Origin of the sequence: Flavobacterium sp. LPB0248 (genome assembly GCF_013388355.1) — a bacterium.
GTDB lineage: Bacteria > Bacteroidota > Bacteroidia > Flavobacteriales > Flavobacteriaceae > Flavobacterium.
In genome coordinates this window covers 1827849-1848183 of sequence record NZ_CP058246.1, presented here as the reverse complement: position 1 = coordinate 1848183, position 20335 = coordinate 1827849, and the positions used below count along the sequence as shown (strand labels likewise).

Annotated in this window: 21 protein-coding genes; 13 read left to right on the top strand and 8 right to left on the bottom strand. The window is 34.2% G+C overall.

The annotated features are described in order from the left end of the window. Position 1: 1 nt before the first annotated feature. From LPB248_RS07740 to tsaB, 5 genes are all read left to right on the top strand, one after another. Entirely contained in the window at positions 2-1267 is a 1266-nt protein-coding gene (locus LPB248_RS07740; protein WP_177210925.1) for an ABC transporter permease, read from the top strand. Positions 1268-1304: 37 nt separating this feature from the next. Next, on the top strand, positions 1305-2426 hold the full coding sequence (locus tag LPB248_RS07735; protein WP_066032780.1) for an efflux RND transporter periplasmic adaptor subunit: 1122 nt from the start codon (positions 1305-1307) through the stop codon (positions 2424-2426). Positions 2427-2510: 84 nt separating this feature from the next. Continuing rightward, a complete protein-coding gene (locus LPB248_RS07730) occupies positions 2511-3893 on the top strand; it encodes a TolC family protein (protein WP_177210924.1) in 1383 nt (460 codons plus the stop codon). A 6-nt stretch (positions 3894-3899) separates the two neighbouring features. Next, a complete protein-coding gene (locus tag LPB248_RS07725; protein WP_177210923.1) occupies positions 3900-5192 on the top strand; it encodes an efflux RND transporter periplasmic adaptor subunit in 1293 nt (430 codons plus the stop codon). Between the two features lie 108 nt (positions 5193-5300). Continuing rightward, positions 5301-5975 carry a tRNA (adenosine(37)-N6)-threonylcarbamoyltransferase complex dimerization subunit type 1 TsaB gene (gene tsaB, locus LPB248_RS07720; RefSeq protein ID WP_177210922.1) on the top strand — a complete coding sequence of 225 codons (675 nt, stop codon included), beginning with the start codon at positions 5301-5303 and terminating at the stop codon, positions 5973-5975. A gap of 6 nt (positions 5976-5981) precedes the next feature. On the opposite strand, the gene LPB248_RS07715 is transcribed toward tsaB, so the two are convergent. Then, positions 5982-6794 carry a mechanosensitive ion channel family protein gene (locus LPB248_RS07715; protein ID WP_177210921.1) on the bottom strand — a complete coding sequence of 271 codons (813 nt, stop codon included), beginning with the start codon at positions 6792-6794 and terminating at the stop codon, positions 5982-5984. Positions 6795-6880: 86 nt separating this feature from the next. Next, positions 6881-7291: a YtxH domain-containing protein gene (locus tag LPB248_RS07710; protein ID WP_177210920.1), complete on the bottom strand. Its 411-nt coding sequence runs from the start codon at positions 7289-7291 to the stop codon at positions 6881-6883. 235 nt (positions 7292-7526) lie between these two features. Between LPB248_RS07710 and LPB248_RS07705 the strand changes: the two genes are divergently transcribed. The 6 genes from LPB248_RS07705 (at position 7527) to LPB248_RS07680 (ending at position 13607) form a co-directional block, all read left to right on the top strand. Continuing rightward, complete coding sequence (locus tag LPB248_RS07705) at positions 7527-9335, top strand: type VI secretion system Vgr family protein (protein ID WP_177210919.1); 1809 nt, start codon at positions 7527-7529, stop codon at positions 9333-9335. A 2-nt stretch (positions 9336-9337) separates the two neighbouring features. Continuing rightward, complete coding sequence (locus LPB248_RS07700; protein ID WP_177210918.1) at positions 9338-9826, top strand: hypothetical protein; 489 nt, start codon at positions 9338-9340, stop codon at positions 9824-9826. Between the two features lie 9 nt (positions 9827-9835). Next, complete coding sequence (locus LPB248_RS07695; protein WP_177210917.1) at positions 9836-10972, top strand: phospholipase effector Tle1 domain-containing protein; 1137 nt, start codon at positions 9836-9838, stop codon at positions 10970-10972. A 52-nt stretch (positions 10973-11024) separates the two neighbouring features. After that, entirely contained in the window at positions 11025-11966 is a 942-nt protein-coding gene (locus LPB248_RS07690; RefSeq protein WP_255463046.1) for a DUF2931 family protein, read from the top strand. A 99-nt stretch (positions 11967-12065) separates the two neighbouring features. Then, the gene (locus LPB248_RS07685; RefSeq protein ID WP_255463045.1) at positions 12066-13007 is read left to right on the top strand and encodes a DUF2931 family protein; all 942 of its coding nucleotides are present in this window, start codon (positions 12066-12068) and stop codon (positions 13005-13007) included. Positions 13008-13196: 189 nt separating this feature from the next. Continuing rightward, positions 13197-13607 carry a hypothetical protein gene (locus tag LPB248_RS07680; protein ID WP_177210914.1) on the top strand — a complete coding sequence of 137 codons (411 nt, stop codon included), beginning with the start codon at positions 13197-13199 and terminating at the stop codon, positions 13605-13607. Between the two features lie 82 nt (positions 13608-13689). On the opposite strand, the gene LPB248_RS07675 is transcribed toward LPB248_RS07680, so the two are convergent. After that, a complete protein-coding gene (locus LPB248_RS07675; RefSeq protein WP_111376655.1) occupies positions 13690-14589 on the bottom strand; it encodes a NifU family protein in 900 nt (299 codons plus the stop codon). 143 nt (positions 14590-14732) lie between these two features. Here LPB248_RS07675 and LPB248_RS07670 point away from each other — a divergent pair, with 143 nt between their 5' ends. Together LPB248_RS07670 and LPB248_RS07665 are read left to right on the top strand one after the other, a co-directional pair. Next, entirely contained in the window at positions 14733-15722 is a 990-nt protein-coding gene (locus LPB248_RS07670) for a type IX secretion system membrane protein PorP/SprF (protein ID WP_177210913.1), read from the top strand. An 11-nt stretch (positions 15723-15733) separates the two neighbouring features. Then, entirely contained in the window at positions 15734-16252 is a 519-nt protein-coding gene (locus LPB248_RS07665) for a gamma carbonic anhydrase family protein (RefSeq protein WP_111422435.1), read from the top strand. Positions 16253-16338: 86 nt separating this feature from the next. Here LPB248_RS07665 and LPB248_RS07660 read toward each other — a convergent pair whose 3' ends face one another. From LPB248_RS07660 to LPB248_RS07640, 5 genes are all read right to left on the bottom strand, one after another. After that, complete coding sequence (locus LPB248_RS07660; RefSeq protein WP_177210912.1) at positions 16339-17052, bottom strand: LytR/AlgR family response regulator transcription factor; 714 nt, start codon at positions 17050-17052, stop codon at positions 16339-16341. 107 nt (positions 17053-17159) lie between these two features. Further along, positions 17160-17870 carry an intradiol ring-cleavage dioxygenase gene (locus tag LPB248_RS07655; RefSeq protein ID WP_177210911.1) on the bottom strand — a complete coding sequence of 237 codons (711 nt, stop codon included), beginning with the start codon at positions 17868-17870 and terminating at the stop codon, positions 17160-17162. A gap of 12 nt (positions 17871-17882) precedes the next feature. Continuing rightward, on the bottom strand, positions 17883-18998 hold the full coding sequence (locus LPB248_RS07650; RefSeq protein WP_177210910.1) for a sensor histidine kinase: 1116 nt from the start codon (positions 18996-18998) through the stop codon (positions 17883-17885). Continuing rightward, positions 18999-19331, bottom strand: a complete 333-nt coding sequence (locus LPB248_RS07645; protein ID WP_177210909.1) for a DUF4907 domain-containing protein — start codon at positions 19329-19331, stop codon at positions 18999-19001. Then, positions 19318-20325, bottom strand: coding sequence for a Kelch repeat-containing protein (locus LPB248_RS07640; protein ID WP_177210908.1), 1008 nt, complete (start codon positions 20323-20325; stop codon positions 19318-19320). The genes LPB248_RS07645 and LPB248_RS07640 overlap by 14 nt, the downstream gene beginning before the upstream one ends. Between the last annotated feature and the right edge of the window lie 10 nt (positions 20326-20335).

Genomic DNA, 20335 nt, shown 5'->3' with positions numbered 1-20335 from the left:
TATGTTTAAAAAAGATAATTGGGACGAGATTTTACAGGCCTTAACCGCCAATCCTTTCAGGACTATCCTGACAGCTTTTGGTGTCTTTTGGGGAATTTTTATCTTGGTAATTTTACTTGCAGCGGGTAATGGTTTGGAGAATGGTATCAAAAAAGGTTTTGATGGAATCGCGACAAATACCATGTTTATGTGGAGTCAAACCACCTCCAAGGCTTATAAAGGTTTGCCAAAAACAAGACGTTATGATTTTAGAAATAGCGATGTAACTGCTTTAAAAGCGGCGCTGCCAGATTTATTATATGTTTCACCAAGAAATCAGTTAGGTGATTTTAATGGAACAAATAACGTAGTAAGAGGTACAAAAACTTCTGCATTTACAATTTACGGAGATTATCCAGAGCTTATTAAACAGCAGCCAATGGATATCATTAAAGGAAGATTTGTAAACCAGCAGGATATTGAACAAAGAAGAAAAGTCTGTGTAATTGGTAAAGGTGTTATCAGCGAACTTTATGGTAAAGAAGAAGAGGCTGTTGGAACCTATATCAAAATTAATAGCATCAATTTCATGGTTGTTGGAGTTTATAAATCAAAACAACAGGGAGGAAATGCAGAACAAGAACAGAAGAATATTTTCATTCCTTTTACAACTTTTCAGCAGGCCTTTAATTATGGGGATAAAGTGGGATGGATGGCGCTTACAGCAAAAGACGAAACTTCTATAACCGATTTAAAGCCTAAAATTTTAGAGATTATAAAAGCATTGCATTCTATAAACCCGACAGATGAGAGAGCGGTTGGAAATTTTGATTTGTATGAGCAATTTAATAAAGTGCAAAGCTTATTTAATATTTTAAAAGTAATTGCGTATTTCGTAGGAACGTTAGTTTTGATTTCGGGTGTAATCGGAATTTCGAATATCATGCTGATCGTGGTTAAAGAACGTACAAAAGAAATTGGAATTAGAAGAGCTTTAGGAGCGACTCCTGGAGCAATTAGAGGGCAGATATTATCTGAGTCAATATTTTTAACGATTATTTCAGGTATGCTTGGAATTGCTGTTGCAACAGGAGTTATAGCACTTTTAAATATGGTATTAGATTCGATGCCTCCTGATCAAAATACTATGTTTGCCAATCCAACTGTAGATTTAGGAGTTGTATTTGTAGCATTAATTATATTAGTTGGATCTGGTTTGCTTGCTGGATTTATCCCAGCACAAACCGCAATCAATGTGAAACCTGTAGATGCATTAAGAACAGAATAAATTATCAATCAAAATAAATCGATTAAACCAAAAACAAATGAAAAAAGGAGTAACGGTAACCATTTTAATATTTATTGCAATTGTTTTTTTTGGCGCACTTTACTATTTGTATGCTAAAAACCAAGAATCGCCGATTGTATTTAAAACGGAAAAAGCAGAAATAAAAACCATCGTAAAAAATACTATTGCGACAGGTAATATTCAGCCTGATGAAGAGGTTCTAATCAAACCAAATATTTCGGGTATCATTGAAGAAGTGTACATCAAAGCTGGTGAAAAAATCAAAGCTGGTGATATGATTGCTAAGATTAGAGTTGTAGCGAATGTTTCGAACGTAAGCAATTCTCAGAATCAAGTGCAGACGGCTAAAATAGCATTAGATAATCAGGAAAAAATTTACAAAAGACAGAAAACATTATTCGAAAAAGATGTTATTTCTGCAAATGATTATGATGCAGCTTTACTTGCTTATAATCAAGCAAAACAAAACTATTTAGCGGCAAAACAAGGTTTGGATATCGTTAAAACAGGGACAACTTCTTCTTTAGGTAGCTATGCCAATACCTTAATTCGCTCTACGGTGAACGGAATGGTGTTAGATGTTCCAGTAAAAGTAGGTAACCAAGTTATCGAAAGTAATAACTTCAATGAAGGAACTACAATTGCAAGTGTTGCCGATGTGGGAAGAATGATTTTTATTGGAAAAATCGATGAATCTGAGGTTGGAAAAATTAAAGAAAAAATGCCAATTGAGATTACAATTGGTGCTATCGAAAATAAAAAGTTTGATGCAGTTTTAAATTATATTGCTCCAAAAGGAGTTACAGAAAATGGAGCAATCCAATTTGAGATTAAAGCACAAATGGTTAACAGAGACGATACTTTTATTAGAGCTGGTTTAAGTGCAAACGCTTCTATTATTTTAGAAAAAGCAGAGAAAGTTCTAGCAATAAAAGAATCTTTGGTTCAATTTGACAAAAAAACACAAAAGCCTTATGTAGAAGTTGAAACGGCTCCACAGAAATTTCAAAGAAGAGATTTGGTTCTTGGAGTTAGTGACGGAATCTATGTTCAAGTTAAAAGTGGTGTAAATGATACAGATAAAATTAAAATCTGGAACCAGGGCTTGATTAACGAAGGAGACAAAGAAAAAAAATAAGCTAATTTGAAAGGTTAAGGATCTTTTGGTTTTAAAAATGTTAAATTTGCGTAGTTCGGTTTACTGCGCCTTCATTAAAAGTATATGAAAATAAATAAATATAATAGTCTGGTTTTTGCAGTATTATTCGGATTCGGATTAACTGGACAGGCGCAAACTAAGAAATGGACTTTGGAAGAGTGTGTGAGATATGCACTCGAAAACAATATCACGGTAAAATTATCTGAATTAGATGTTAAAAATGCTGAGATCGATAAAAGAGGAGCTTTAGGCAATTATCTTCCTTCCGTAAATGGAAGCGCTTCTCACTCATGGAATATTGGTTTGAATCAGGACGTTACAACGGGTATTTTACGTAATCAGACTACACAATATTCTTCTGTTGGTCTAAATGCTGGCGTAAATATCTACAAAGGTCTGCAGAATCAAAACACTATGAGAAAGGCAAAATTAAGTATCATTGCCTCGCATTATCAATTGCTAAAAATGCAGGAAGACATTTCTCTAAATGTTGCTAGTGCATTTTTGCAGATTTTATCAAATAAAGAAGATCTAAAGGTTAAAAAAGAACAGTTAACTATCGACGAGAAAAGATATACGCGTTCTGAAGAAATGGTAAATGCAGGAACTATTCCGCGTGGAGATTTGTTTGATCTGAAGGCAACTGTAGCAACAGACAAACAAAATATAGCGGTTTCTGAAAATAATTTATTGATTTCTAAATTGAGTTTAGCCCAACTTTTGCAATTAAAAGAATTCGCAGATTTTGATGTTGTTGACGATACCAATGTAGCGGATGAAAATAATATTTTAGCTCAGACTCCAATTGAAATTTATAATAAGGCTAAAGAAACTAGAACAGAGTTAAAATTAGCACAGACTAATCTTGAAATCGCTGAAAAAAATGTTGCTATTGCAAAAGGAGCTTATCAGCCAAGACTTTCTGGTTTCTATGGGTTTAATACCAGAGCAAGTTATAGTGACCAGGTTAAGTTAGATGCAAGCGGTAATCCATATACTGTAGGTCCAGATCCTATATTCCAGCAGTTTAGTGATAATAAAGGACATAATTTTGGATTGCAGTTAGATGTGCCTATTTTTAACGGTTTCTCAGTTAAGAATAATGTAGAGCGTAATAAAGTAAGTTTAGAAAAATCTAAAATAGATTTAGAGCAAAAAAGTTTAGATTTGCAGCGTAACGTTTATACTGCGTTTACTGATGCAAGAGGAGCTCTAAATACATATGAATCTTCTACTGTAACTTTAGAGGCAAGACAGCAGGCTTACAATTATGCAAAAGAAAAATATGATGTTGGTTTAATGAATTCATTTGATTTCACACAAGCTCAAACATTATTGACCAATGCGCAGTCTGATGTTATCAGAACAAAATACGATTACATGTTCAAAATTAAAATATTAGAGTTTTATTTCGGAATTCCAATTGTTCCAATTATTACAAAATAATTTATTATGTCAAAAAAAACAGTTTATTTCTTATTAGGCGGTGCAATAGTTTTAATTGCAGCTTTGGTTGGTCTTTCTAAGGCTGGAGTAATAGGAAATAAGGACGAAGGAAAAGAAGTAGAAACTGCAAAAGTGATGGCTTCAACGATTGTTGAAACAGTGTCTGCAACAGGTAAAATTCAGCCTGAAATTGAGGTTAAAATTGCGTCGATGGTTTCGGGCGAGATAATTTCATTAAATGTAAAAGAAGGACAGGTAGTAAAAAAAGGTGATTTATTAGTAAAGATAAATCCCGATTTATATACCTCTGGATTAGATAGATCTGTTGCAAATTTAGCCGGAACAAAAGCAAGTCTTACTCAATCTGACGCTAGTTTTAAAGAGGCAAAAGCAAATTATGAGCGTAATAAAATATTATATGATAAGGGTGTAATCTCAAAATCAGATTGGGATAAAGCTATATCTACTTTTGAAGTTGCCAAAGCAACAAAACAAAGTGCTTATTATAATGTTCAAAGTGCTTCGGCGTCTGTTACCGAAGCTCGAGACAACTTAGGCCGTACAACGATTTATTCTCCAGCAGATGGAACTATTTCTGTATTAAATGTAGAATTAGGAGAAAGAGTTTTAGGAACGCAACAAATGGCTGGAACTGAGCTTTTGCGTGTAGCCAATTTAAACAATATGGAAGTTGAAGTTGATGTAAACGAAAATGACATTGTAAAAATTAAAATTGGTGACGAAGCAAATGTTGAAGTTGACGCCTATCTAAAAAAGAAATTTAAGGGAGTAGTAACGAGTATTTCAAACTCGGCAAGCACAACTTTGACTTCAGATCAGGTAACGAATTTTAAAGTTAAAGTTCGTATTCTGAAAGATTCTTATCAAGATTTGTTAGAAGGAAAGCCAAGTACATATTCTCCTTTTAGACCTGGAATGACGGCTACGGTTGATATAATTACAACAACAAGAACAAATGTTTTGGCTGTGCCAATTAGTTCTGTTGTGGTAAAGTCGGATACTACTGCCGTAAAAGATTTTAAGGTTGAAGATCCAAATGAAGATAAAAAAGCAGCTCCAAAAAGTGACAAAAAATTTGAATGTGTTTTTGTGAAAGTTGGAGATAAAGCTAAAATTAGAGTCATTAAAACTGGAATTCAGGACGATACTAATATTGAAGTGATGTCTGGTCTAAAATCTGGAGATGTTGTTATTACAGGTCCATACACAACAGTTTCTAAAGATCTTAATTCTGGAGACAAGGTAAAACTTAAGAAAGCCGAAACTCCAAAGAAATAAATATTTAAGCATATTGTCATCGTGAGCGAAGTCGAAGGCTTTAAAGCAAGAAAGACTTCGACTTCATTCAGGCTGACATAAAATAATTAATTTTTAAAATATAATACTTTGTCTTTTATTCTCAATATCGAAACGGCTACTAAAAATTGTTCTGTATCTATAGCAAAAGATGGTCAGACCATTGTTTGCAGTGAATTGGCTGATGAAGGATACTCGCATGCCGAAAAACTGCATGTTTTTATTGAAGAAGTAATCGCAAAATCGGGAATTTCGGTACATGAATTAAAGGCTGTTGCTGTTAGTCAAGGGCCGGGATCATATACAGGTTTAAGAATTGGTGTTTCGGCAGCAAAAGGCTTGTGTTATGCTTTAAATATCCCGTTGATTGCTGTTGATACGATGCAGACTTTAGCATCGCAAGCAGGAGTTGCAGACGGAAAAATTGTACCTATGTTAGATGCACGCCGTATGGAAGTGTACAGCGCTGTTTTTAATTCAGATTTGACATTGGAAAGAGCTATAAAGGCTGAAATTATTGATGAAAATTCATTTCAGGAATATACCGACAAACTTTACTTTGTTGGTGACTGTGCTGATAAATGCAAACCTGTTTTGACTAAAGACAATTTTGTATTTTTAGAAAATATAAAATATCCTTCTGCGCAAGCAATGAGCAAAATCAGTTTTGATAAGTATCAAAAAAGCGACACTGTAGATGTCGCTTATTTTGAACCTTATTATTTAAAAGATTTTATAATTACAGCTCCTTCAAAAAAGGAATAATACTTTTTATTTCTGTATTGTGTATGGCTGAATTGCAATTCCAGCCTCATCCAATGCTATTTTGCAATTCTCTAAAGTTTCAGAAAATACAGCCCCGTAATTGGCATTTTTAGCCCAAGGACGAACAGCAAAATCAATAGAACTTGCCGATAGATTTTTTACAAAAACCTCAGGAGCAGGTTTCTTCAATACTTTAGGGTTTTTATTCAAAACATCTAAAAGAATTTCTTTTGCTTTTTTGATGTCTGAATCGTAAGAAATAGCAAAAGTTAGATCGGCTCTTCTTTCTCCTTGCATGGAATAATTAATGATATTTCCATTAGACAAAGAGCCATTAGGAACAAATACAGTCTGGTTATTTGCCGTAAGCATTTTGGTTACAAAAATCTGGATTTCGAGAACTGTTGCAACAACGCCTTGAGCTTCTATCGTATCTCCAACTTTGAATGGTTTGAAAACGATAATAAGCATTCCTCCGGCAAAATTAGAAAGCGATCCTTGCAATGATAAACCTACAGCAAGACCCATTGCTCCTAAAATAGCGACGAACGACGAAGTTTCAATTCCTAATTTAGAAATAAAGGTTACGAATAATAATATTCGAAGCGCCCACAATAAAATATCAGATAAGAATTTTGTTAGTGTAGGATCTAAATTTCGCTGAATCATTACTTTCCTAATAATTCGATTAATCAATCTGATGGCGTATAAACCAACAAATAAGATTAAAAAAGCAGAAATCAGTTTTGGTGAATAATCAACTAAAATGTCAATAAAACGGCTTATGTATTTACTGACTTGTTCTGGACTAAGATTCATGATTTTAAAATAAAAAAACCTTCTCATAAGAGAAGGTATATTAGTGGTGCAAATATAAGAATATTTACATTATTCGAAAAGTGTGTTTATGCTTTCTCAGCAGCGTCATCAGCTATTTCTTCTACTTCCGCTACAGTTTTCTCGCTTTCGTCAACCACAGTTTCAGAAATAGTTTCTGGGGTATCGCTAGTTGCTAAAGAAGCTGTTTTTTCTTTAACAGAATCAACTACATCATTTACGACTTTAGCTGCTTTATCAGCATATTCGCTTACGGTGTCTTTTGCTTTTTCAGCATAATCTGATGCATTGTCAATAATTGGTTCCGAAACTTCTTTTACTTTTTCAATTGTTTCTTCTGCAAAAGCTTCTGCTTTCTCGATGTAAGGTGCTGCGGCTTCCTTTGCTTGTTCAAAAGTCTCTTCGGCATTATTTGCCAATTCAGTTACAGACTCTTTGGTTGAGCCAAACAAATTTTTAAAAAATGAAGATAATCCCATGGTTTTTAATTAATTGGTTAAGGATACAATATTAAGCCTTTTTAAATGATTTTAATAAAAAACTTGATGTAAAATACTGATTGTTAAAAAGATATAAATTATGTAAGATGTTTTTTAAGATTTTTTGATGTTTTTTTAGAAAAATCCCTAAATCTAGGTATTGCGTCAGTTAGTAAAACAGTCTAAATTGTGAGAATTTACTTTAGTATAAAAATAATATTTAAAAAATATTTTTATGGGACATTTCGCAGATCAGGTACATGTTACTATTGGCAGTTTTACACAAAACATTATTTATTACGATTTAAAGCTGTCACAAAAAATGGCAGACCATCACCATTTTTCGTTTGTATGGCAATACACTGCCAAAGCTGTAATAAACTCTGTTGAAGAGGCAAAGGCAGTGCGAAAATACATTGGCGATGAAGTTATTTTTACATTCAAAAGTCTGACTGGAATCAGACTTATGAGTAAAGGTATTATTACTGAAGTATCCTCCGTAGATAGACACGGCAGTGCCGCTGGTCTGCATATTAGCGGAATCAGTCACAGCAAAGTAATAGATGATCTGCCAAAATCCAGAACTTTTCTTGAGAGAGGTATGGATGATATTGTTCTATGCCTACTCTCAGAAGGACCTACAGAGTTTTATCAGAGAGATGCTGTCAGATCTACTTATCTGAAAGAATTCAATTATATGGCGCAGTACAATGAGACCAATTTTGAATTTCTTAAAAGACTGGCAACGCGATACGGGCAATGGTTCTATTTTGATGGAATGCGCATGCAGTTCGGACAGCTTAAAAGCTCAAAAATTAAACTGATCAACGGAGCTTCTATGCATAAATTTAAGATACAGGTAAATATGACTGCTCATGCTATTTCGCTGGCAGGCTATGATTATAATAATGCAGTAGGCATTCGAAATTCATCTGGAAGAACAGCCACAGGCAGTAAAGATGGTTTTGCTTCGATTGTAGGATTCAATCAGGGTACTGTAACACTAGGCGAATTAAGTGTTGGAGCTTATACTAACAACGCACAGAGTAGAGAAGAAATACAGGAAATGGTTATATTACAGACAGCGGGAAGTGATGCAAACAGCGTGTATTATAGCGGAATTTCTTATTTCCCTTTAGGGTTAGGACAGACTTTTACTATTATAGACCAAACCACAGAACACGATCTGGTTTGTATAGAAGCCATACATCGTTCAGAGGTGCATGGCAATTATGCTTGCGAGTTCAAAGCAATTCCTGTCGATGTTGGAGCACCTCATTATACAGATACTAAAGTTTTTGCGAAAGCTGAAACACAGCCTGCGAAAATAAAAGACAACAACGATCCTGAAGGTTTAGGACGCGTTAGAGTTGAATTTTTTTGGGCGTCAGGAAGCACAAAAAGCCAGTGGATTAGAATGATTCAACCGCATACAGGAGCCGGAAAAGGATTTTATTTTATCCCTGAAATTGGAGAAGAAGTGCTGGTTGGTTTTGAAGGAGGAAATGCACAAAATCCTTATGTAATAGGTGCGCATTATAACGGAAACGAATCTTCGGGTTACAACACACCAAAAAATGACATTAAAGCTATACACACACGATCTGGAATAAAAATCATTATGAATGATGCAGAAGGAAGTGTTTTAATTGAAGATCCAAGCGGTAACAAATATTTTATGGATGGAAACGGAAGTATCACTTGTGATGCTCCTAAAAATCTAACACTAAATGCAGGAGAAGACATTAATATAAATGCTGGCCAAAATATGACAACCAATGTTGGTTTTAACAAAACAAATACCGTTGGCGGAGATTGCACCGAGACTATTACTGGTTCGAAATACCTTACTATTGGAATTAATTTTATATTGAAAGTTACAAGCAATATGTTCGAATTGATAAAAGGAAATAAAGAAACAGAAAGCAAAGATATAAAAGAAATGGCTCAAGAAGTCTTTATAAATAGTACAGAAGATAGCATTAGTTTAAGAGGTTCAAAAAATGTTAGCAGTAATAGTGGCGAATCATCCAGAAATTTTTAATTATGAGCATTACCAGAATAATAGGTGGTACACTCAAAAAGACCGCCACAGGAAAAATAGATATACATGCCACAAATGGTAATGTAGATCTTGTTGCTGCTAAACATAATAATTGGCTAGGCGAGCAAGAGGGTGTTTTTTATAATGATTATGAGCCTTCGCATCCTGAAGACAAGAAGAGTAATAGTCTTGAACTGACACTAAATATTTTTTTTGACGGTACAGCAAACAACAGAAACAATACCGAAGCCAGAGAAAAAAACATGACTGCCTATCAGGAAAATTCGAATAAAAAGGATGATAGTTACGAGAACGATTACACTAACGTTGCAAGAGGTTACGATGCAATCTCAACACAAGAAACTACACAAAAATCAGTTTATGTTGAAGGAGTTGGTACTACCGATTTAAAATCAGATGATAAGCTGCCAAAAGGGCTTGCGCAGACGGGAATTTTTTGGCATACAGGGATCAAAGACAAGGTAAAATGAGGTTGTGAGTTGGGAGCTATAGAAATAAAATATGCGGCTGACGGAAAACCTATTGACAAGCTTACGATCAATGTTTTTGGCTTTAGTCGAGGGGCAGCAACAGCAAGACATTTTTTAAGTGTTACTGACAGTTCTCCTTATTCTGTAAAAGTTTCTCCCGATGGTTATTTCTGGTTCCCCGGAGATATGAAGCAGCAAAAATATCCGAAGAATGAAGACAAGACCAAACCTGCTTATCCTGAAAGTTTTGAAATTAAATATGGCTATTTTGGCAGATGTTTGGTTAATAATGGAGTATTTGAGGTAAAAGAAGTCTTTTTCAATTTTGTAGGCTTGTATGACACTGTTTCGTCTCATGGTTTTAATCATAATAACGATGTTAGAGATTTAGGACTAGATGCGGTAAAAAAAGCCAGAATGGTTTTACAGCTTTCTTCAGCCGATGAATACAGAGAGAATTTCGATTTGACTAATATTTGCAGTTGCGGTCACAGAGGATTGGAATTAATGCTGCCCGGAGTACACTCAGATATTGGAGGTTCTTACAGACATGGCGACAAAGAGCGTTCGGTTATATTTAAAGAAAGCTTCTTTTTAGGAACCCGCGATAAGAGTTTTAAGTTTACTCCCAGTACACCAAAATGTGATGCCTTTAAGAAAATAGTAATTTCCGAAGGCTGGTATGATGATGATCAGCTTAAGATGGAATATGATTATGATAAAGGGAAAGCCTATTTAGTAGGGACTCGTGTTTTAGAAAACACCTATGATAAAGTAGCACTGAACAAAATGGTTATGGTTTCGAAACAGAAACAGTTTGGAGTCATTTATGATGAAACAATTGAAAAGCAAAAAACCAATATTTCAGATCCATTTATTGCAAAGGTATTTGAACAGATAACGAGCTATAGCGCGGCTGTTATGACACACAGAAATGAAGCCATTAGAGAACAGAAACCAGCAGCCCAATATTTAAAAGAATCTGAACAAATAAGTTATCTCGATTATATAAAACCTGATGATTTAAAAAAATTACGCAACAGATACCTACACTGGTCTGTAAAGGCAGATGAATTTGGACTTGGGCCAAGATTTGATGATGTTCTGCTACTAGAAAAACGCAAAAGACAAATACAAAATGGATAAACTAAACAAGGTTTTGATTTTTTTAATCATTACATTAAACGTTAGCTGTCAAATGAGAAATAGATACGAATGGCAAAGTTACACCTGCCAGCCTAGGCAAAAACATAAAGATAATGAAAATATCTATCGAGTAGAATTTGTAAGGGGAGATATCCTTATACTTGAGGGAGAACCTGCCAGCCTGCCCTTTGGCGGATCTTCAGGACGCTGGGGAGAGTCTGGAAAAAGCTGGACTTCGCAGCATGGTACGCCTGTAGGAGCTGATGTTATTTATTATGCCGGTTATGAGGATAAATTCTATCATTTAAAAACGGAATTCCCTGTAGAAGAAATGAAAATAGCAATGGACACTACCCGTCGCTATAATGATTATGTTAACGAAAAACTTTCAGGTTTAATATTTGGTTTTGCCCCACAGGGCATGGTAGTGGTATGGAAACAGTACGGAGTTATGAGGATTGAGCTTGGCCGTTATCAGGCAGAAGTTATAAAAGATGACAAGAAGCTGGAAGAACAGCTTTTTAGAAACTGGTCTATGAACCGTAAAGAAGTAGCAGAAAGAGATTTTTTGCCCAATGCTTCTTGTGCAAAATGGGATATGTACCGCCAGCGCTACACCTTTAGGATAAAAATGGAGAACGAAAATCCAGCTTTGCGTTTGTTTAGGTATTGCTTTACCAACTATAATGGAGAAAAGGACATCATTTTTATGCCTCCACTGCCTGTAACCAGTTATGATAATCGAGCTTTGCCACAAATTCTAGAACTCGATTGGGAAACCAGTCCCGATGAACGTTTTAGAGGCAATATTTTTTTGAATGAAAAAGTAATATTTGAAAAGTTCAAAAATTTTAAAACAGAGGATAAGCAGGAATTTGAGGTAAAAATAAGCAAGGATAATCAAAAGTTAGAATTGTTTTTAAACCACGAACGTGTAGAAGTTGACAGTGTTCGTATTTATAAGGGATCGGTTATGTATGAAGGTTCATACTAGTTTTTAGTTTCTTATTAAAGCGTACAAAATAAATACAAAATGGATAAATTAAACAAGGTTTTGATTTTTTTAATCATTACACTAAACGTTAGCTGTCAAATGAGAAATAGATACGAATGGCAAAGTTACACCTGCCAGCCTAGGCAAAAACATAAAGATAATGAAAATATCTATCGAGTAGAATTTGTAAGGGGAGATATCCTTATACTTGAGGGAGAACCTGCCAGCCTGCCCTTTGGCGGGTCATCAGGAAGCTGGGGATCTACAAGTTCAGCATGGACTTCGCAGCATGGCACTCCAGTAGGGGCAGATGTAATTTATTATGCCGGTTATGAGGATAAATTTTATCATTTAAAAGCGCAGTTTCCTGTAGAAGAAATGAAAAAAGCAATGGACACTACCCGTCGCTATAATGATTATGTTAATGAAAAACTTTCAGGTTTGATATTTGGTTTTGCCCCACAGGGCATGGTAGTGGTATGGAAACAGTACGGAGTTATGAGGATTGAGCTTGGCCGTTATCAGGCAGAAGTTATAAAAGATGACAAGAAACTGGAGGAACAGCTTTTTAGAAACTGGTCTATGAACCGTAAAGAAGTAGCAGAAAGAGATTTTTTACCCAATGCTTCCTGTGCAAAATGGGATATGTACCGCCAGCGCTACACCTTTAGGATAAAAATGGAGAACGAAAATCCTGCTTTGCGTTTGTTTCAATATTGTTTTACCAATTACAACGGTGAACAGGATATTATTTTTATGCCATCGCTGCCTGCCACTACTTATGACAATCGTGCTTTGCCACAAATTCTAGAACTCGATTGGGAAACCAGTCCCGATGAACGTTTTCGAGGCAATATTTTTCTAAATGAAAAAGTAATATTTGAAAAGTTCAAAAATTTTAAAAAAGATGATAAGCAGGAATTTGAGGTAAAAATAAGTAAAGACAACCAAAAATTAGAATTGTTTTTAAACCACGAACGTGTAGAAGTTGACAGTGTTCGTATTTATAAGGGATCGGTTATGTATGAGGGGTCTTATTAGTTCTTAAGTGACAGTTTTATAATCAAAACGCAAAAGAAAAATTAAATTCGAAAAGGTCCTTTTGCGATTGTTCACATTAGATAAAAGTAATGATTTGAAGAATCAGATGTAGTTTGTTTTTTAGGCTTGTATAGTATTGCAGAAATTACTCGCCACGATTAAGGATAATTAATAAAATAAACAAAGATTATGTATTTTGAAAAAATATTAGACGGCATTCAGATTATATTACCTTTTGAAAGAAAATTTGAGTGCTATATAGTTATAAATATGCGAACAGAAGCAAAAATTATATTTAATAGAACTGTGATGTTTGGAGATGAAATATTGGTAACGTATACAGATTCTTTTGGTAATTTTATGTCAAACAATAAAAATTTAAAACTTACAATTGGTGAAAATGAAATAATACAATTTAAGAATTATAGGGATCAGTATGTCTTAAATAATAATTTGACAGTAACGACATTGCCAATGAAAGATATTCAGGAAATTGCTAACAGTACATTTTATCTTGATGATCAAAGACACGTTGTGGATTTTGTTAATCTAATAATAAAAGATGATGACGATAATATAGAACCGCTCTTTTTTAAATAGGAGGAACCCAAAAATGTTCTTGAAAAATGCAAAAAAAAGCGCCTCAATGAGACGCTTTGTATAATAATTTTGTCAAATTAAATTACGCATTTGATGCTTCTACTTTAATAGCATCATCGTTTAGCATGCTTTTCAACATATTTTCGATACCGCTTTTTAAAGTAAATGTAGATGAAGGGCAACCGCTGCAAGCACCTTGCAATAATACTTTTACCGTTTTATCATCTTCATTGTAAGATTCAAAAGCAATGTTTCCACCATCGGCAGCTACTGCTGGTTTTACGTATTCTTCTAAGATGTTTATAATTTGTTGTGATGTAACATCTAGTTTATCAAAAGCCTCATCTTTTGTTGCTTCTGTTTTGGCTTTAGTTTCAATTAAACTTTCGTCTAAAACAGTTCCTCCGTTTTCTATAAATTGTTTAATGAAAGTTCTTAATTCTAAAGTAATTTCATCCCAGTTATTGATCTCATATTTTGTAACCGAAATATAATTTTCATCAATAAAAATTTCTTTCACATAAGGGAATTTGAATAATTCCTGAGCTAATGGAGAAGAAGCTGTCTGGTCAATATTTTTGTATTCTACGGCATTACGAGTAAGCATTCTGCTTACTACAAATTTTAATGCAGAAGGATTTGGAGTTGTTTCTCCGTAAACTGTAATAGGCTGTTTTTTTGGTTTTGTTTCATCAATTTTAATGATAACGCCACCTTTATCAACAAAAGCACTGATTTGTTCAGCAACAGCATCTTTTACATCATCCCAATCTACAATACTATATCTTTCGATAGCGATAAAGTTTCCTGAAATATAAACTGTTTTAACAAACGGTAAATAGAATAATTGCTGAGCTAGAGGAGAAGCTTGTGCTTCGTCAATATTTTTAAACTCAAAGTTCTGGTTTTGAGTAATGAAATCCTCAAATTCAAACTTTAAAATAGTTGGATTTTGGGTTTCTTTTATAGTGATTTTAGTCATGGTAATATATTTTTCGCAAATTTACTAAAGTTATTTTCTACTAATGGCTATATTTGATTTTTTAATAAAATAATTAAGACTCTTTTCAAATAAATCGTGTTAAATTGCAAGAGTGAAAATTATATAGAAACAATATTGTCTTTATGAAATTAAAAATCAAGGTTTTATTAATTTTTCTCATTACTGCTTTTCATTCCTATTCCCAAGAGGGAATTCCTGTTTATTCAGATTATTTGTCTGATAATTATTATCTTATTCACCCCTCGATGGCTGGTGCGGCAAACTGTGCCAAAATTAGATTAACTGCCCGAAAACAATGGTTTGGCCAAGACGATGCACCATCTTTGCAGACACTAAGTTTTAACGGAAGAATAGGCGAACGTTCGGGAGCTGGTGTTATTCTTTTTAACGATAAAAATGGATATCATTCTCAAAAAGGCTTAAAAGCAACCTATGCACATCATATTATGTTTTCGAGAGATGAGATAGACTTAAATCAGTTGTCTTTTGGTATAAGTGGCGGAATAATGCAAAATCAGCTGGATGAAACTAAATTTGGTCCTACGCTTGATCCTTTGATTACAAATTCGGTACTTAACGATACTTATTTTACAATGGATGTTGGAGCTTCATATAATTTCATGGATTTTTATGCTCATGCTACTGTTCAAGGTTTAATAGAAAGCAGAAGAGATCTTTATTCAGATTATGAAAAAAACAATCTAAGAAAGTTTTTATTTAGTGCGGGTTACGTATTTGGAAAGAATGATAATTGGACATGGGAACCTTCTATCCTTTTTCAGTTATTTGATAAGACAAAAGAAAAAACAATTGACTTGAATATGAAAGCTTATAAAAACATGGATTTTGGAAGTCTATGGGCGGCTTTGTCTTATCGAAGAGGTTTTGAGGGGACAAATTATTTATCGGGAACTAGTGTTTCTTCTCAAAAACTACAATATTTTACTCCTATTGTTGGGGTTAATTTCAAGAACTTTATGTTTGCTTATACTTACACTCAAGTCGTAGGCGATGTAAAGTTTGATACAGGCGGTTATCATCAAATTACGTTGGGAATTAACTTGTTCTGTAAAAAAGAACGTTACGATTGTAATTGTCCTGCAATTAATTAAAATTTATTTTTATGCTGATTAAATCTGTAAACGGAAAATCGCCTCTTATTCCAGAGGATTGTTATGTGGCCGAAAATGCTACTATTGTTGGAGATGTTACTTTTGGAGAATCTTGCAGTGTTTGGTTTAATGCTGTTGTGAGAGGAGATGTTCATTTTATAAAAATCGGAAACAAAGTAAACATTCAGGATGGTGCAGTAATTCATTGTACGTATCAAAAACACCCTACGATTATAGGAAATAACGTTTCAATAGGTCATAATGCAATTGTGCACGGATGCACGATTCATGATAACGTTTTAATCGGAATGGGAGCAATTGTAATGGATAATTGCGTAGTAGAAAGCAATGCCATAATTGCTGCGGGTGCCGTAGTAACTCAAAATACGGTTGTAACTTCAGGAAGTATTTATGCTGGTGTTCCGGCAAAAAAGGTGAAAGATATTGACCAATCTGATTTTGCTGGCGAAATTGGACGTATATCTAATAATTATGTGATGTACTCGAGTTGGTTCAAAGAAGAAAAATAAAAATATAAAAGTTCCAAAACAGAAAGTTCCAAATTCCAAAGGTTAAGTTTTGGAATTTGGAATTTTCTGTTTTGGAATTTCATGAACTAAAGGTTGATTTTTTCGAAGAAAGTATTTTTATAGCTTTCGCTGATTGGAACTCTTTTATCGCTTATTAAAACCTTGTTTTTCTGAATCGATTTAACATGCTTGATATTGATAATATACGACCTGTGAATTCTAGCAAAACCTTTGCTCGAAAGTAAATTTTCAAGTTTGATTAAACTGATTAGCGTCAGCGTAAATTTATTGTCTGTAGTGTAAATTTTGACATAATCTTTAAGGCCTTCAATAAAAAGAATATCAGCAAAATTCAATTTTACATTTTCATATTCAGCTCGAACAAACATAAAATCCTGTTCAATTTCTGGAGTATTGTTGTTTTCGGCAAGTGTTTGAGTTGTTACAGGCTGTAAAACCTGCTGTGCTCTAACCACTGCTTTAAGAAATCTATGAAACGGAATTGGTTTTACTAAATAATCTACTGCACCAAGATTAAACCCTTCTACGGCATAATCAGAATAAGCCGTTGTAAAAATTACTAGAGGTTTTTTTTCTATGGTATTTAAAAAATCAATTCCTGAAAAATGAGGCATCTGAATATCCAGAAAAACCAAATCAACATTATTTTGGTTGATAAATGAAACGGCATCAATAGCATTGTTGAAAGTGCTCACCAACTCAAGAGTATCAACTTTTTTGACAAAATCCTGTAAAAGTTCTACAGCCAAAGGTTCGTCATCAATAATTACACATTTCATCTTTTCGGAATTAGTTTTTTAAAATTTATTTTGCAGTCAAAAGTAGTTTGAAACCAGTAAATTAAGTTTTAAAATTTTCATAAAATACTGGTTTTTACAAATCAAAATTATGCGTTAACGGTTATTATTTTTGTAAGCGTATAACCATCTGTTAAGTTACCAGTCATTGTAGCCAGTTCCTCAGATAAGCTGTCGGCAAATACATTGTCTTTTGCATTTGCAGTATCTGCTTGTCCGTGTGCCACATAATTGGTACTGGAGTAAACCTGACTCGAAATAGTTTCTGGAAATGCAATTTGAGTTACAAGTAAAGAAGTTCCCGCACTCGATAAAACTTCAACATGCACATGAGGAGCTCTTCCTTGGTACCAGCCTGGATAAATGGAGATAAAAGAAACTTCTCCGTTTGTGTTTGAAGTCTGTCTACCCCTCAAGAAATGAACAGAAGTATAATCGGTCTGCTGCATTTGCGTGCCTCCATATTCAGAATAGTTTCCGTCTTTATCACAATGCCAGACATCTACTAAAACTCCAGAAAGAGGTTCGCAATTATTCTTTTTATTTTCAATTTTTAAATTAATCAATAGCGCAATTCCAACACGGTCAGATTTAATGTTTTCTAAAACCAGTTGACTTGGCGTTTTAATCGGGAACGGACCTTTTGTTTCAGCTGGAGAAACAGTACAGCTTCCGTCTCCAGAATTGCTTGTACCAGTTTCGTCATTATCGCTTTTAGAACAAGATTCTAAAAATTTTGAAGCAGTTGCCAATGATGCAATGCCCAAAATACCATTTCGGATGAATTTCTTTCTGTCCATAATCGTTCTTTTTTAATGTATTGCGGTTTTAATTTCGTCTAACTTTAAATTTAAATGAACTCGGTAATATTCATTATCTTGAGTAATGGTCAGTTCGTGTGCGTTTGGATAAAGAAGGTCAAGGCGGCTTTGAATGTTTACCAACCCAATTCCTGAATTTTCAGGATCTTTTACATAGTTTTCAATTGTATTTTCGATCCAAAAGTCAAGATTATGATCTGTTATAAGAATCTTGATTTTTACGTGAGCGGCGCCTTTATAATCAGTTCCATATTTAAAGGCATTTTCAACAAAAGAAATCAACAGTAAAGGTTCAATAAACTTGTTTTTAGTGTCGCCATGAACGTTGATTACAATGTCTTCGATATTGTTTAATCGCAGTTTTTGCAATTCAATATAATTCTGGATATAATTGACCTCTTTTTCTAAAGCCACCGTTTTGTTGTCTGTCTCGTAGAGCATATAGCGCATAAGCTCAGACAAGGTTACGATGGCATCAGGGACCAAATCAGATTTTTTGTGTGCCAGCGAATAAATACTATTTAAGGAATTAAATAAAAAATGCGGATTGGTTTGTTTGCGCAAATAGATCAATTCGGTATTTGTTCGATGTGTTTCGGCAATCAGTTTGTTTTGCTGATTGTTATAAAATTCAGTTAATGTTCTAATAATTGCAGAAACCGTAATAATTAGGATGTAGAAAAATGAAGGGGCAATTTTAAAAAAAAACGGCTGTCTCATTTCTATTCTGTGATGCATTCTGTCGCCTTTCGGAAAAAAATGGGGGTCACGAATAATGGTTTCAGAATGCATCATTTTTTCGGGCCTTAAATGTCTAAATTCAGGAATAAAATAGTTTAGCCTTATTGCCATAAATAGGACAATTAGACCAATAGCAAATGTGCCATAGATCCAATATTTTTTTTGCAATAGATAATTTGGAACCAAATAAAAATAGTTCAGATAAAACAATAAAATTCCAGAAAGCCATTGGGCATAAAAATCGTTGTCGAGTTTAAATGGACTTTCGTAAAATTGAATTAGAGAAGTCAAAATAAAGAAAATCCATATCATAAAATGAAATAGTATTTTGTTGTAGCCTGTATTTTTAATGGTATCGATCTGCATTTACAATTTTATTTTTAATAAAATTAATTCATTTTTGGTTACCGTAGGAGATAAGTTTTCTTTGAGTTTCTGCTTTACAAGATCAGCAACTTTTAGAGCATCGTTTTCTGTTTCAAAGCTTTTAGTGTTGCTTATTACGGGAATAACTGACTGTTTAATTAAAATCTTTTCTTTGTAAGCTATTGTGTAACCCCATCCCGAATTTGTTTTAAAAGAAGCTGTTGTTAAAGCTTCTTTTTTTGTGCAAGCAGTAAAAAGTAAAAGAAGTGCAAAAACGATTAAAATCTTCTGGATAGTGCTCCAGAAGACTTTTTTAATATTAGTTATCATCATCGCTTTGCGTGTCTAATGGCTTAAATTCCCAAGCATCATCAAAGTAAGTAGAGCCAATTCTTCCTAACATATAGAATCCACGATTATTGATGGCAAAACCAACTGCATCGGTTCTTGTAGCACCCTCCATTGGGGTTCTTTCTGTCCATAAGTCGGTTGTCGGGTTGTATTCCCAAACTGTTTTTACGTTTTCGCCTCCTACAACATACCCTAAACCATTCATAGAAAAGCTTGATGCATTAGAACGTACAATAGCATAATCATCGTTGTAGCTGTAATCGTCGTCTGTATCTTTATCGATATCACGTTTTCTTGTCCAAACATCTGTTGCTGGATCAAATTCCCAGAAATCTTCCTGATATACACCATTGTTTACACCAGTCACCAAGTACGCTTTGTCTGCAATTGTAAAAACAGTCGCGTTACGTCTTTTATTTCCGCTAAAACCATTAACTAGAGTCCAAGTATTTGCTTGGTCATCATACTGATAAAAATCTTTCAAATAATTTCCGTCATAACCTGTTCCAAAATAGGCTTTACCGCCAACCTGAAAACCTACGGCAGCATAACGCGCTGTTCCAGCAAAATCTGTTTTTTGTGTCCAGCTATTTGCAGACGGGTCATATTGATAAAAATCTTTCAGTTTGTTTGTTCCGTCATAACCAAGACCTACATAGCCTTTGTCGTTTAATGCAAAACTAGAAGCAGAACTTCTTCCAACACCGCCAAAATCAGCTTTCTGTTCCCAATAATCTCCAGTTGAATTGTAAACCCACAAATCTTTCAAATAAACATCGCCTGTATATCCGCCTACTACATATGCGTAATCTCCGATAACAAAACTTGTGGCACTAGATCTTGCAGGGCCATCAAAGGCTGATTTTTTAATCCAGTTTCCTACCAAATCATCGTCATCATTATCATTGCTGCAGCTTATAAAAAAGAGGCTCGAAAAAAGCGCTGTGAATAAAATTCCTTTTTTTAGATTAATCATAGTGTATTTA